This window comes from Streptomyces sp. MUM 2J (genome assembly GCF_022414535.1).
Taxonomy (GTDB): domain Bacteria; phylum Actinomycetota; class Actinomycetes; order Streptomycetales; family Streptomycetaceae; genus Streptomyces.
On sequence record NZ_JADWYM010000008.1, the window covers coordinates 55,813 to 71,306 of the forward strand.

At 69.3% G+C, this 15,494-nt stretch carries 6 protein-coding genes; 2 read left to right on the top strand and 4 right to left on the bottom strand.

The features are described 5' to 3' along the window. Positions 1-90 precede the first annotated feature (90 nt). Positions 91-10,722 (top strand): LamG-like jellyroll fold domain-containing protein, encoded by a 10,632-nt coding sequence (locus tag I3F54_RS10380; RefSeq protein ID WP_240118379.1) that lies wholly within the window; start codon positions 91-93, stop codon positions 10,720-10,722. Between the two features lie 275 nt (positions 10,723-10,997). After that, complete coding sequence (locus I3F54_RS32505) at positions 10,998-11,555, top strand: barstar family protein (RefSeq protein WP_374205893.1); 558 nt, start codon at positions 10,998-11,000, stop codon at positions 11,553-11,555. A 93-nt stretch (positions 11,556-11,648) separates the two neighbouring features. Here the strand turns inward: I3F54_RS32505 and I3F54_RS10385 are convergent, their stop codons facing one another. The 4 genes from I3F54_RS10385 to I3F54_RS10400 form a co-directional block, all read right to left on the bottom strand. Next, positions 11,649-12,956 carry a site-specific integrase gene (locus I3F54_RS10385; RefSeq protein ID WP_240118380.1) on the bottom strand — a complete coding sequence of 436 codons (1,308 nt, stop codon included), beginning with the start codon at positions 12,954-12,956 and terminating at the stop codon, positions 11,649-11,651. Continuing rightward, positions 12,956-13,180, bottom strand: a complete 225-nt coding sequence (locus tag I3F54_RS10390) for a helix-turn-helix domain-containing protein (protein WP_240118381.1) — start codon at positions 13,178-13,180, stop codon at positions 12,956-12,958. Before I3F54_RS10390 ends, I3F54_RS10385 begins: the two co-directional genes overlap by 1 nt. Next, positions 13,180-14,625 carry a zinc finger-like domain-containing protein gene (locus tag I3F54_RS10395; RefSeq protein ID WP_240118382.1) on the bottom strand — a complete coding sequence of 482 codons (1,446 nt, stop codon included), beginning with the start codon at positions 14,623-14,625 and terminating at the stop codon, positions 13,180-13,182. Before I3F54_RS10395 ends, I3F54_RS10390 begins: the two co-directional genes overlap by 1 nt. A 151-nt stretch (positions 14,626-14,776) precedes the next feature. After that, complete coding sequence (locus I3F54_RS10400; RefSeq protein ID WP_240118383.1) at positions 14,777-15,472, bottom strand: DUF2637 domain-containing protein; 696 nt, start codon at positions 15,470-15,472, stop codon at positions 14,777-14,779. Positions 15,473-15,494: the final 22 nt, after the last annotated feature.

The window sequence follows — 15,494 nt, forward strand, 5'->3', positions numbered from 1 at the left end:
TAAAGGCTGTCCATGTTCAAACGCTGGGACCGTGGTCCCCGCTTCTTCGCACCGGGTCGCACCGGCAGGCGAAGAGCGCGGATCACGGCATTGTCCGTCCTCGTCTCCCTCTCCTGCGCGCTGTCCACGGAGACCGCCATGGCCACCGGGGCCAGGCTGGAACCGGTGAGCCTGCCCGGGTTCTCTCTCTCGGGGCTCTGGGACCGGGCACACGAGGACCCCGTCCACACCCCCGAGCAGCAGGGCGGTACGGCCCGCGGCAAGGGTCACCACGCCACGGCGGGGAAGACCAGCCACGAGGGCTCCGCCGGCCGCGCGCCCGGCAGGGGCAAGGGCGAACTGGCCCCCTATCAGCGCCAGTCCGACCGCCCCCACACCGTGACCACGGGTCCCGCCGCCGGGTCGGGCGACGGTTTCGACCCGCGTACCAGCAAGCGGGACGCCAGGAAGTCCACGGCGACCTCCGACTACTACGCCAACGACGACGGTTCGGCGACCGTGCGCCACTACACGGGCCGGGCCAACTTCAAGGGCACCGACGGCGCCTGGAAGCCGATCGACACCACCCTGGAGAAGGACGGGAGCGGCAGGCTCGAAGAACGCGCCAACTCGCTCGGCGTGGACTTCGCCCCGAAGGCCTCCGACCACCGCCTGGCCTCGGTGGACTTCGGCTCCGGCAAGCGGCTCTCGTACTCCCTGAAGGGTGCCGCCGAGGCCGAACCCTCGGTCGCCTCCGACGGCACCGTGACCTACCCGGGCGTGCTGGCCGACACCGACGTCCAGATGGTGCCGCTCGCCGAGGGGTTCAAGGAGAACCTGGTCCTGCGGTCGCCGGACGCACCGAACTCCTGGGACTTCCTGCTGGACGCCGAGGAGCTGACCCCGCGCATCACGGCCGCCGGTGACGTGGAGTTCACCGACGCCAAGGGCACGGTGGCCGCGACCGTCCCGCACGCGTTCATGGCGGACTCGAAGATCGACCCGCGCTCCGGTGACGCCACCGCGTCCCGGGCCGTCGACTTCACACTGGTCCGCTCCGGCGGCTCGACGGTCCTGCGGATGACCGCCGACCGGGCATGGCTGGACGCGCCCGAGCGGGTCTACCCGGTCACCGTCGACCCGACCATCACCGCCAGCAACACCACCTACGTCCAGAACAACTACAGCGCCGACCGGTCCACCGAGAACGTCATCAAGGTCGGTTCCTACGACTCCGGGACGAACAAGGCGAACTCCTTCCTGCAGTTCTCCTCGCTCGGCACGACGCTCAAGGGCCAGCGAGTCACGTCCGCCAAGCTGAACGTCTACGCCTCCTGGTCCTCGACCTGCACGGCCGAGGTGTTCTACGTGCACCCGGTGAGCCAGTCCTGGTCGCCCACGACGACCACGACCTACCCGGGGCCGTCCTACAGCACGGCCATCGGCTCGGCCACGGTCGACCCCGGCTCCTCCTGCACCAACACCAGCGCCTCCACCAGCGTGGGCGTGAAGATGCCGGTCACCCTCCCGACCTCGTGGTTCGACCAGATCGCCGTCGGAGCCACCCAGTACGGGCTGGCGCTGACCGCCCCGGTCAACGACGGCCTGCACTGGAAGAAGTTCCACTCGGACAACTCGTCCACCTCCGGCTTCCGTCCGGCGCTCGAACTCACCTACACGCCGAACACCAAGCCTCAGGTCAACGCCCAGTACCCGCCGGTGAACTACCGGGCCCGCACCCTCCAGCCCGAACTGCTGGTCTACGCGAGCGACGCGGACAACTGGCCCGGTGCCCTCTCGTACTCCTTCGAGGTGTACGACGCGGACTCCGGCAGCAACACGCCCGTGGCCTCCTCCGGCCTCACCTCCTCGCCGACCTGGCGCGTGCCGGCGGGCAAGCTCACCTGGTCGAAGAACTACCTCTGGTACGTGAGCGTCACCGACGGCTACGACGCGGTGCTGTACTCGGCCAGCCGGTTCTCCACCGCGGTGCCGCAGCCCCCGGTGACCTCGGGACTGGCGCAGAACGCCAACGGCCACGAGTTCGACCCGTCCGACGGCAACTACACCACCGCGGACACCGACGCCGACGTCTCGGTGGTCGGGCCCTCGCTGCGCATCGACCGCGCGTACAACAGCCTCGACCCGCGCATCGACAACGCCTTCGGTGCCGGCTGGTCCACCGTGGCCGACATGCGTGCCACCGAGGCCAAGGACAGCACGGGCACGGTCACCAGCGTGGTGCTCACCTACCCGGGCGGTGAGCAGATCGCCTTCGGACGCAACGGCGACGGGACGTTCGTGCCGCCACTGGGCCGCTACGCCCGGCTGCAGGCCGTCACCGGCGGCTACAAGCTGACGGACAAGGACTTCACCGCCTACAGCTTCACCGGGACCACCGGCACGACGGGCAGCTACGCGATATCCGGCATCACCGACTACGCCGGCCGGGCGGAGACCTTCGCCTACGACACCTCCCACCGGCTGACGAAGGTCACCAACACCACATCGAACCGCTCGCTGACCCTGGCCTGGTCCACGCCGGCCGGGGCCACCGCCGCGCACGTGAGCACGGTGACCACCGATCCGTCCGTCGCGGGTGACGCGACCACGGCCCAGACCTGGACATACGGCTACACCGGCGACCAGCTGACGGGCGTGTGCCCGCCGGCCGACCCGACCGCCTGCACCACGTACACCTACGCGACCGGCAACCACCACCGGACCACGGTGCTGGACGCCGACCCGTACGCCTTCTGGCGGCTCGGTGAGGACACCGGTGCGACCGTCGCCACGGACGCCGTCTCCGTCAACCAGGGCAAGTACAACGCCCTTTACCACGACGTGGCCCTGGGCGGCTCCGGCCTGCTGGCCGGCTCCACCCTGAAGACGGCCGGCTTCAACGGCTCCACCTCGTACGTGGAGATGCCGAGCGCCCCCGGCGCCACACCCTCGTACACGACGATCTCGCTGTGGTTCAAGACCACCCAGGCCGGCGGCGTGCTCTTCTACTACGGCGACCAGCCGATGAGCGCGGCCGACCCGGTCGCGAGCACCCACTACAACACCCCGGCACTCTTCGTCGGCACCGACGGCAAGCTGCGCGGCTGCCTGGCGACCGGGAACTGCGGCACCACGATCACCTCCTCAGCCACCGTCACCGACGGCCAGTGGCACCAGGCGGCGCTCACCGGTGCGGGCAACACCCAGACCATGTACCTGGACGGTGTCTCCCAGGGCACCAAGTCCGGTGAGATCAAGGACTGGAACACCCCGTACATCACGCTCGGCGCGGGTGTGAACACCCACGGCTGGCCGGCGATGGACCCGGACGACGAACTCGGCCACTACGCCGGGCAGCTCGCCGAGGTCGCGATCTACACCGCTCCCCTGGGCGCGGAGCAGATCGGTGCCCAGTACCAGGCGGCCACCCACTCCGCCGGCCTGCTGGACGGCATCACCACCCCGGGCGGCAAGACCCGGTCCTCGGTGGTCTACGGCACCGCCGATGACACGGTCCTGCAGGCCACGGACGGCAACGGCGGCACCTGGAAGCTGCACCCTGCCACCGTCACCGGCTCCTCCCAGGTGTACCGCTCGGCCGTGATGGGCGCCGCCCCGCACGGCTACTGGCGTCTGGGCGACACCCAGGGCGCCGCGCAGGCCGCCAACGAGGTGCACACCGGCTTCGGCACCTACAACACCGTCACCCAGGGCGTCACCGGCCCGTTCGGCGCCGGGGACGAGACGGCGGCCGCGTTCGACGGCACCAGCTCCTACGCGGAGGTGCCGTACGGCGTCTGGCACGACAGCACGGACCGATCGGTCGAGCTGTGGTTCAAGACCGCCGGGCCCGGTGTGCTGATGAGCGACCAGAGCCGCGCGCCCGACGACCCCGCCGGGGTCGGCGGCTCGTGGAGTCCGGTGCTCTACGTCGGCGCCGACCACAAGCTGCACGGCCACTGGTGGGACAAGTCCGGCAGCGGCGGCAGCACCTTCGGCTCCACGTCGACGGTGACCGACAACGCCTGGCACCACGCGGTGCTCAGTGCCTCCGGTGGTCAGCAGACCCTCTACCTGGACGGCAAGAAGCAGGCCGACTACACCGGCACCCCGGACGACCAGACCACCACCCGGACCTTCATCGGCGCCGGGTTCACCAAGAGCTGGTACAGCTCTCCGGCCGACATCAGCTACTTCAACGGTTCCATCGGGGAAGTCGCCGTCTACCGCACGGGGCTGACCGAGGCCGAGGTCGGTCGCCACTGGTCCGCCTACAAGGCGTCCTCGGGCGTCGCCCCGGTCCGCACGGTCACCCTGACCGACCCGGCCGACAAGACGCTCACCTACGTCTACGACGCGGAGATGGGCAACCGCCTGCTGGCGTCGATCGACACCGAGGGCCAGCGCACCACCTACGGCTACGACACCGGTGGCTTCCTGCACACCGTGACGGACGCCAACGGCAACCGGCGCGTCACCGGCCACGACGTGCGCGGCAACACGGTCTCCGCGACCACCTGCCAGGACACCGCGGCCGACAAGTGCTCCACCACGTACTTCACCTACTACCCGGACGCGACCACCGCGTTCCCGCCGATGGACCGGCGCAACGACCTGGTGCTCACCGAGCGCGACGGCCGTTCCTCGGGTCCCTCGGACAACACCTACCTGACCACCTACACCTACGACACGAACGGCAACGTGCTGTCCGTGACCACCCCGCCGGTGGCCGGGCACCCGCAGGGCCGGACCACCTCGACGGCGTACACCACGGCCGGCACCCCGGCGGCGGAGGGCGGTACCGCCACCGCACCCGCCGGACTGGTGTCCCAGGTGACCACCGCCAGCGGGCGGAAGACCTCCTACAGCTACTACGCGAACGGAGACCTCGCCGGGATCACGGACGCCAACGGCGGCGCGGTGGCGTTCGGCTACGACGGCCTCGGCCGGCTGACCACCCGGACCGAGACCTCGGACGCGGTCCCCGCGGGCATGTCGACCACCCGGACGTACGACAAGGACGACCGGGTCGTCACCGAGACCGGGCCGCAGGTCACCAACCGGGTCACCGGCGCGGTGCACCAGGCCAGGACCACCACCGGCTACGACGCCGACGGCAACATCGTGTCGCAGACCGTCGCCGACCTGTCGGGCGGTGACGCGGCACGTACCACCTCGATGACGTACGACGCCCACAACCAGCTCGCGAGCAGGACGGACCCGGGAGGCGGTACCACCTCCTTCGCGTACGACGCCTACGGCAACACGGTGCGGGAGACCGACCCGATCGGGAAGGTCAACACCTACGCCTACGACGGTGAGGGCCGGCTCCTCACCAGGAGCCTGCTGAACTACGCCGGGGACCCGAACAACCCCTCGTCCCCGACCACCCTGGTGCAGGAGTCGCGGTCCTACGACCCGGCGGGACGCCTCGCCTCCCTCACCGACGCGCTGGGCTGGACGACGGAGTACACCTACACCGACGACGGCCGCTCCGCGACCGTGGTCCGCAAGGACCCCCAGTCCGGCAAGTCCTTCACGCTGCGGGACAACACGTACGACGCGGCCGGCAACCTGATCAAGCAGGTCACCGACAACGGTCAGGTCACCAGCGCCTTCACGGTGGACGCGGCCGACCGTACGGTCTCCTCGGTGCTGGACCCGGCCGGGTTCGCCCGGACGACGACGGTCTCCTACGACCCCGACGACAACGTGGTCTCCGAGTCGGAGACCGACCCGGCCTCCGGCGAGGTGTCCACCAAGGACACCCGCTACGACAAGTTGGGCAACGTCACCGGGGTCACCGTCCATGACGGCAGTACGGCGCCGGTGGCCCGGTACGCGCTGGACGAGACCACGGGCTACTCCGTCGGTGACTCCTCCGGCGCGAACAACACCGGGGCCCACGGCACCGGCATGCACTGGAACACCGACCACGGCGGCAGTGCCGTCTTCGACGGCGACGCCCAGTCGTACGCGCAGACCGACGGCCCGGTGGTCAACACCAGCGGCAGCTTCACCGTCTCCACATGGGCGAAGGTGACCGACACGACGGCATCCCGGGGCTTGGTCTCGCAGAACGGCGACAACGTCTACGGATTCGTCCTGTACTACTCCACGAGCCTGGGATGGACGTTCCTGCGCCGGGTCGCCGACAGCACGAGCGCCTCGTACGTCAGCGCCGCATCCGGTACGGCCGCGGTGTCCGCGGGCACCTGGACGCATCTCGTCGGTGTCTACGACGCCGAGGCGGCGAAGATCCGCCTGTATGTCAACGGCACGCTCGTCCAGGAGAAGCCGTTCACCAGCACATGGGAGGCCACCGGCGCCCTGCAACTCGGACGCTGGCAGATCGGGACGGGCTACGACGGCAGGCTCAAGGGCGGCCTGGACGACGTCCAGGTCTACGGCGAGGCACTAACCTCGTCCCAGGTGTCGTCGCTCTACGGCGGCACGCTCCCGGCCGCAGGCAGCTCGGTGCGCTCCACCACCTGGAAGCTCGACCAGCGCGGCCTGCCGCTGTCGATCACCGATGCCGACGGCGACGTCACCGACTACGGCTACGACGAGGCCGGTCGGCAGACCTCCGTCACCGAGCCGACCGTCCAGGCGGAGCAGGAGGGCGGGACCCCGGTCTCCGTCCGCCCCGTCTCCATGACCGGTTTCAACACGTTCGGCGAGGCGACCGAACAGGCCGACCCGCTGGGGAACGTGACCGTCCGCGCCTATGACGCCGACGGCCAGGAGACCTCCACCACGGCGCCGGCCTACACGGCTCCCGGCTCGGCCACGCCGATCACGGCCACCTCCTGGAACGAGTACAACAAGCTCGGTCAGGTCACCGCCGAGGTCGACCCGCTGGGCAACCGCACCTCGTACACGTACACGCAGCTGGGCACCATCGCCTCGGTCACCGAACCGAGCGGCGCCACCACCACGTACGGCTACACCGACAACGGCAAGCAGCTGTCGGTGACCCGGCCGGGCGGTGCCCGTCAGGAGATGACCTGGGACTACCTGGGCAACCAGGTCACCAGCACCAGCGTCGAGCGGGTGCCCACCCAGCAGTCGTACACGACGAGCTACGAGTACGACGCACCCGGCGGCCGGCTCTCCCGGTCCGTCTCCCCGACCGGGGTGGAGCGGACGTACGCGTACGACACCCTGGGACAGGTCACCAGGAGCACCGACGGCGCGGGCAACTCCTCCACGTACACCTACACCATGAAGGGAGCGCTGCTCACCTCCAAGGGGCCCGACGGCACGAGCACCGAGAACACCTACGACGGGTTCGGCAACCCGGTCTCCACCAGAGACCTGGACGCCTCGGGCACCGTACTGCGGACCGCCGGTTCCACCTACGACCGCTCCGGCAATCCGCTGACCTCCACCGACTACCGCGGACACACCACGACCTTCGGCTACGACGCCTCGGGTCTGGTCACCCAGGTGGTGGAACCGGTCTCGGCGACCGAGTCCGTCACCACCACCTACGGGTACGACGCGGCGGGCCACCTCACCCGCTTCACCGACGGACGGGGCAACCCCTTCCTGACGACGTACAACGCGTGGGGGCTGCCGGAGTCGGAGATCGAGCCCTCGACACCGGCCCATCCGGACCTCGCGGACCGGACCTTCACCACCGTCTACGACGCGGCGGGCCGGCCGACGGAGAACCGTTCCCCCGGCGGGGTGACGGTCTCCTACGCCTATGACGCCAACAGCCGGCTGGTCCGTCAGTCCGGCACCGGCGCCGAGGCAGCGACGGAGGACCACACCTACGACTACGACGCCGCGGACCGGGTCACCGCCGTCGCGGGCGCCGGAACGGAGAAGGACACCTTCACCTACGACGACCGGGGCCTGCTGCTCTCCACGGCGGGACCGTCGGGAACCTCGTCCTTCGCCTACAACGGCGACGGCGCGATGACCTCCCGCACGGACGCCTCCGGTACGTCCGCCTACGGCTACGACACGGCGGGCCGCCTCAAGACGGTCGCCGACGGAGCCACCGGCACGTCGATGTCCTACGGCTACGACGTCAACAGCAACGTCACCTCCATCGACTACGGCACGGGCAAGGCGAAGCGGACGTTCGCCTACGACGCGCTGCAGCGGCTGACCGACGACCGGCTCACCTCGCCCACCGGCCAGGAACTGGCGGACATCGGCTACGGGTGGGACGCCAACGGCAACGAGACCTCGAAGACGACCACCGGTGTGGCGGGAGCCTCCGCCAACACCTACACCTACGACTGGGCCGACCGCCTGGCGTCCTGGAACAACGGGACGACCACGGAGGTCTACGGCTACGACGCGTCCGGCAACCGCACCCGCGTGGGAGGCGACACCTACACCTACGACGCCCGCAACCGGCTCACCTCGGACGGGCACAGCTCCTACTCCTACACCGCGCGCGGCACGCTGCGCTCGGTCACGGACGAGGGCGGCCAGACCACCTCGACGGCGGCGGACGCCTTCAACCGGGTGATCAGCGAGGGCGACCGCACCTACGCCTACGACGGTCTGGACCGCGTACTGGGCGCCGAGGACGGCAACGGCACCGAGCTGTACGGCTTCCAGTACAGCGGAACCGGGAACGACGTGGCCTCGGACGGTGTCGCGTCCTACAGCCGCAACGTGGACGGCTCACTGATCGGCGTGAAGACCCCGGGTGCGGCCGTCCTGGCCATGACCGACCTGCACACGGACGTGGTGGCCCAGTTCACCGCGGACGGGGAGGCGCTGACCGGCTCGGCCACGTACACGCCGTTCGGCAAGGTGGCCCAGTCCACCGGGATGATCGGCCGGTTGGGCTACCAGTCGGGGTGGACCGACCCGGGCACCGACAAGGTCAACATGGCCGCGCGCTGGTACTCCCCGGAGACCGGCCAGTTCAACAGCCGGGACACGGTCCGCACCGGCTCGCCCGGTGACTCCGCCTCGGCCAACCGCTACGGCTACGCCAACGACAACCCGATGGCGACCGTCGACCCCACGGGTCACTTCGGCTGGGGCAGCATCGGCTCAGCGATCTCGAAGGGCTGGCACAAGACCACCAAGGCCCTGTCGAGCGCGCGGCGCACGGTCACCAGAACGGCGTCGAGCGTCTACCACTCGTCCGTCGCCGCGATCAAGAACCAGATCAACCACCGGCTCGCCCAGGCGAGGGCGGTCAAGAACGCTCTCAAGGCGGGCGCTCTGCGGCTCGCCCACGCGGCAGGCCGGAAACTCGGCACGGCGGTGAACCGGGTCAAGGACCTGGGGCACAAGGTCAAGAACTGGAGCAGCCAGAAGTACAAACAGGCCAAGAACAGGTACAACCAGGTCAAGAACTACGGCCGCAGGGTGGCCACGCAGGTGGCCAAACAGGTCACCGCGAGGGTGTCCCAGGCCGCGAAGGTGGTCGGGAACGTCGCCGACACCGTCGCGAAGGGCCTCGACAAGGTCGGCGAGGGCATCCAGAAGGCCAAGAAGGCGACCGCGGACTTCGTCAAGGAGAACGCGGCCACCATCGTCTCGGTGGGCGTCGGCTTCGCCGTCTTCGCCGGCTGCACGGTAGGCAGCTTCGGTGTCGGAGCCGTCGGCTGCGCGGTGGCCGCGGGTATCGCGGCCAACAGCGTCGGCTACCTGATGAGCGACGGCCCGAAGTCGCTGGGCGGGTTCGCCCTGGCCGTCGGCGTGGGTGTGGCCACCGGCCTCATCGGCGGCGCACTGGGGGGCGCCGTGGCCAGTTCAGTGGGCCGCGTGCTCTCCGGGGCAGCCGGACGCATCCTCGCGGGCGCGGCGGCCGGTGCCGCGGACGGCGCCCTCGGCGGAGCCGTCACCTACGGAACCTCCTGCGTCAACAGCGAGGAGGGCTGCTCCGCAGGCGGCGCCGCGAAGGCCACCGCGATCGGCGCGGCGATGGGCGGCGTCTTCGGAGCCGTGGGCAGCGTCCGCAGCCCGAAGGCGAAGCCGAAGCCGAAGCCGGGCGGGAGCCGCGGCGGCTGCCGCACGCAGGTGCCGCACAGCTTCATCGGAGCCACGTCGGTCCTGATGGCCGCCGGCGTGACCAAGCTGATCTCGCAGGTGAAGGCCGGGGACTACATCCTGACGGCCGAGCCGGGCAAGAAGGACAAGGAGAAGCACCGCGTCGCGGCGGTGATCGTCACCAAGACCGACCGCGACTACGTGGACGTCACGGTGGCCACCCCGGCCGGTCCGAAGACGATCCACACCACCGAGCACCACCAGTTCTACGAGGCCACCCGGAACGCCTGGACCCAGGCGGGCGACCTCAAGACGGGGCAGAAGCTCCAGAACGACGACGGTGGAACATCCACGATCGTCGGTGTGAAGGCGTACACGGCGCAGCACGTCACGTACGACCTGACCATCGAGGGCCTGCACACGTACTATGTGCTGGCGGGCGAGACTCCGGTCCTCGTTCACAACAGCAACGGCTGTCCCACTGGGAGGTTGTCGGATCCCCTGCCCAGGGGGATGAACAATAAGATCGCTTCGGCCTACGACGACGTGAGGGCAGGGCGGATTCCTTCGCACGATACGTACGGGGGACGTGAACACCCGTGGTGGGCAGGTTCTAAGGAGTACCGCGTGCCGGGCAGGCCTGAAACTGACAGAATCCTGGAAAAGGAGCTGCCGAACGGCGTCAAGGTATACGGCTGGACGTCCACGCATTACACGAAGATTCAACGCTTCAGTGCACCCCATTTCCCTGACTCGGGGTGGAATTAGTAGCTCTATTGGTTAACTGGTGCAGCGACTTGATTGTCGCTGCACCAGTTCCGGTTTGGGGATTAGGTGTGGCTGGCGAACTGCCCGTAGTGGGTAAGGCAGATTTTCCGATGTACGTGGTATCGGATGAAGAGTCCGGGGGGGTGCTTGTTGCCGCTGAGGGAGTAGAGGGGTTTTTTGTCGACCCGGAAGCGGAATCGCCGGAAGTGGCCTTCCTGAGGGCCCATGAGGTCGAGAAGGGTGGGCGGAGGGTCGAAGATGCAGTGATGGCGGTCATGAATCGTCAACGGGAGAAGATTGGCGAGTACTTCATTGGTCGGGCTGTGCTCGGAGACCCTGGCGTAGGGGAGCCAGGCGGAAATATTCCAAGAGTCGCTTTCCGGTTCTTTGGTAATCGTTGCGAGTATCCCGAAGCTGAGAGAATTTGGCTGCGTTGGGCATCAGGGGTCGCCCTGGAGAAGGGTGAATGGGTTCGGTGGCCGGCGAACTATCAGGGCGCATGGCTGCACGTTGTTCAAAACTCCTGGTTCGCTTCGAACCGTAGGGCTGCTCGCTATGGAGTGGAGGACGTTGTCCACTTGGACGGTGGGCAAATTTCCACGAAGTCGGGGTTCTACTGTGCATTGGGTGAGGCAGTCAATGGCCCGGGCGGTTACTTTGGGTCGAATCTTGACGCTCTCGCGGGCTGTATTTCTTCGAGTTTCGGCGAAGGGCCCCCGGCGAGGATTATTTGGCGGAACTTTCAGACGTCTCAAGAATCCCTTGATAATGCCTTCCTGGATTCGATTGTGGGACTAATGCGAGAATTTCGCGTAGATCTCGCCACTTGCTGACTTTGGGGCGCGTGCGCGAGCAAATATGACGCCCCGCCAGATGGCATCTGGCGGGGCGTCTGGGCGGGGTGACGGCAGTAGTTGACGGCAACGTCAGCGGACGGCGGCTCCGACGAGGGGTGGTTCGTTGCCGTCGTCGGGCTTGCTGGTGGTCTCGGTGGGGTTGCGGAGGGCGTGTCCGAGGAGGTCGATGGCGTCGCGCTGGAGGCGGAGCCGGACGTGGGCGTACACGGTCGCGGTGACGCCGATGTGGGCGTGGCCCAACAGCTCCTTGATCACGACGAGTTCCACTCCTTGTTCCAGGAGGAGGGTCGCGGTCGAGTGGCGGAGGTCGTGGAACCGGATGCGGCGGAGCCTGGCCCGGCGGAGCAGGGTGTTGAAGTGCCGGGTGAGGGTGGATCCTTCGATCGGGGCGCCGTCGGGACGGGTGAAAACATAGCCGCTGTCCTTCCAGTCCGTCCCCGCCGCCTCGCGTTCCTGGAGTTGCCGGTTGCGGTGCTGTTCGAGGGAGCCCAAGCACGGCGTGGGCAGGGCGATGCGTCGTTCGGAGGTCTTGGTCTTGGTCGGGAGGGCGGTCAGGCCGCTGGAGTTGGTGCGCTGGAGGGTGCGGCGGATGCTGGCGGTTCCGCCGGCCAGGTCGAGGTCTTCCCAGCGTAGGCCGAGAAGTTCGCCCTTGCGGAGCCCGGTGTGCAGGGCGAGTTCGAACAGCGCCTGCAACCGGTGACCGTTGGCGGCGGCCAGAAATTTGCGGGCTTCGTCGGCGGTGAGGGGTTCGAAGCGGCGGGGGCGGGGTGTGTCGGTGCGGACGTTTCGGGCGACGTTGTGTGGGATCTCTTCCTCGCGCACGGCGTGCTCCAGGGCGGACTTGAGTACGGAGTGCACGTAGGCCAGGGTCAGGGGCGAGAGCCGCCTTGCGCAGCACTTCCCGGCGGCGCAGCAAAGGGGTTGTTCACGGGCCGCGTCGAGGCCGCGGGCGCAGCATTGGCAGCTGGTGCGGAGTTGGTTGAGCCAGGTGCGGACGTCCTTGGCGGTGAGCTTGGCGAGCTTCTTTCGTCCGAGGCCGGGGATGAGGTAGAGCCGGGCGACGGCGGTGTAGCGAGTGTGGGTGTTCTCGCGGATCTGGTAGACGGCGACAGCGTCGAGCCAGTACGTCAGGTACGCGGCCACGCTGCCCTGCGCAGACGGGACGGGGACACCACGGTTGCTGGCGGCGATCTTCTCCGTGAGCTTCGCCAGGGCCTCCTTCCTGGTGGTGCCGTAGACGCGGATGCGCTTGCGAGTGTTGCCGGGGGCGAGGACGTATCCGGCGGCTTCCCAGCGGCTGTCCTTGCGCTGGTAGACGGTTCCGTCGCCGTTGGCGCGGGTGCGGCGGGAGGGGCTGCTGTCTCGGGGAGTGGTCATTACGCGGCTTCCTGGTCGAGGCGGGTGCGGATGAAGTCGGTGAGCGCGTGGGCGGGGATGCGGCGGGCGCGGCCGAGGGTGATCGAGGCGAGCTGGCGGGTGCGGAGCAGGTCGTAGACGGCGGAGCGGCCGAGCTGGAGGCGGGCCATGACCTGGGGAACCGTCAGCAGGTCCAGCGCTGGCTCTGTCTCCGGGTGGAGGACAGTGGGCGGGGGCGAGGTCATCAGCAGCCCCCTTCGGCGATGAACCGGCGTTCCAGCTCCCTGCGATGCCAGACGGCGGCAGCCAGGAGCGCGGCGCCGGGGCTATAGCCCGAGCCGAGATAGGTCCAGTGGCCGACGACGAGGGTGGTGTCCGGGTCGTGCTCGGGCAGGCCAGCGTGGGAGCGGGCCTGTTCGGTGCGCCAGGCGCGGCGGGCGGCGCGCAGCGCGCCGAGGGTGGTGGAGTAGCGGCGGGATTTGGTGGAGAAGTGGCCCCGGAAACCGAGCATGTGTGCCCACTTCCAGAGCTTCAGACTGGCGAACTCTGGCAGCTTGCCCAGCTCCCAGCAGGTGCGGATCATCTGCCGCACGTGGCGTGCGACTGCGAGCCGTGGCAGGGGCCGGGCCTGTCCGGTGCCGTCGCATGCGGTGCAGGGGAGCGGGGTTCCGTGGGGCAAGAGGGTGGCGCCGCGTCCCTGGCAGGGGCGGCAGAACAGGGCGCGGTCGAGGGTGCCGGAGGCGTCGGCGGACTTGGTGGCGTACTTCGCCACGTAGGCGGCCACGGCCTGGTCGGTGACTTCGGCGTCGGTGCCGAAGGCGGCGATCTCGCGTACGTCGAGTTGTTCGCCCCAGGCGAGTTCGCGTTCCCCGACCGCGTCCGACTCGACCCTGACGCGGACTCGGGCGGCGGCGGCGCGTACGGCGTCGGTGAGCACGGCGACGGTGGCGTACGGCGGCGGGGTCTGGCTGGTGCCGTCCGGGCCGTCGAGGCGGATGACGGCGTGGAAGTGGACCAGGCCGCGCTGCTGGTATTCGGCGACCTTGGCGAAGGAGACCCGCATTGCCGTGTGGGCGGCCTTCTGGGTCATGCCGAGTCGGGCGGCGAGTTCGCGGCGCAGGTAGGTGGTGAAGCGGGCCCACAAGGCTCCGGCGTGGGCGTTGAACAGGACCGCGCCCGCGTAGTCGTACGTTGCCGGGTTCAGCGGCGTCCCGAGCAGGGCGTCCGTGGGTTCGTGGAGCTTGCGGCAGCGGCAGGGCCGGATGTTGCCGCCGGGGGTGGTGGGGCGGTTGTGGACGGGGCCGAAGGACGGCGGGGTGAGGGTGACGAAGACGCGGGGGCGGGTGCGGACGGTGTCGGGGACGGTCTTGCCGCCGGAGAGGCCGGCGCGGATGAGGTGGTAGGTGTCGGCGGCGTAGAGGCGGGAGCAGGCCGGGCAGCGGGAGGCGCGGCGGTTGCCGCACGCGGTGAGCAGGCTGCCCATGGGCTCCTCGGACGTGGTGTAGGAGCGCAGTACCTCGCCGGTCGTGGTGTCGACGGTGGCAGTGTGGCCGGTCAGGCGGACGGGTTCGGTGCAGCCGCCGAGGCGTTCGATCTGGTGCTGTGCGCGGTCGAAGTCGGGCTGGTTGACGAGGTGGAGCAGGTCCCGCACGGCGGGGCTTGCCACGTGGCGCAGGTCCAGGGTGACCATTCGGGGCGTGTCCCTTCTGTCGGGTGGGCTCCGGGCAGCAACCGGCCAGGGAAGGACGGCGAGTTGGCTTGTTGCCGGAGGCATGACGAACCAGGCCCAAGAGGTGGGCGACTGGTTCGGAGAGGGTGAATCGGCCGGCGGGTGGCCCAGGTCAGAGCTGGGCGAGCGCGGCGGTGGCGACCGGCAGGGCGACGCCCATACGGGTCTTGAGCTGGGCGGCCGTGATCGGCGTGCCGTGCTCGGCGTGGTGGTTGTCCGCGATGCGGCGGGCCGCGTCCAGCAGTGCGGCGGGCAGGGCCGGGCGGGAGGCGGTCGCGGTGGTGCGGGTGGCGGTGACCGGTGCAGCGGCCAGGGCCGGGGCGGGGGTGGGCGTCTCCGTGACGGGTTCGGGCACCGCGGCAGGTGCGAGTTCGGGGGCGGGAGTCCGCAGGGCGGGAGCGGTGTGGGTGAGGGCGTGGAACTGGGCCAGGAACGAGGGGCCCACGGTCCCCCAGCCCAGTAGCAGGAGCGGGGCGACGGTGTCGAGCGCGGCGCGGCCCCAGTGCTGGAGGATCAGCGGTTCGGCGGTGTTCAGGCCCAGGGTCAGCACGCCGCACAGGTGCAGCAGGCGGGTTCCCGCCTTGAGTTCGGGTTCGGGGACGCCGCGCAGGGCCAAGAAGCGTAGGGCGACGAGGAGCCCGACCACGGATAGGTCAACCATGGGCGCGATCAGCGGCGCGATGGGGTGCGGGACCCCGAGTCGCAGGGCGAGCGCCCAGACGTTGCCGAAGGAGAAGACGAAGGCCAGGGCGGCGATGACCGCCATGACCACGGTCACGGTGCGGCGGGTGAACTGTTCCTCAGTCATGGCTCAACCTCCTTATCCGGAA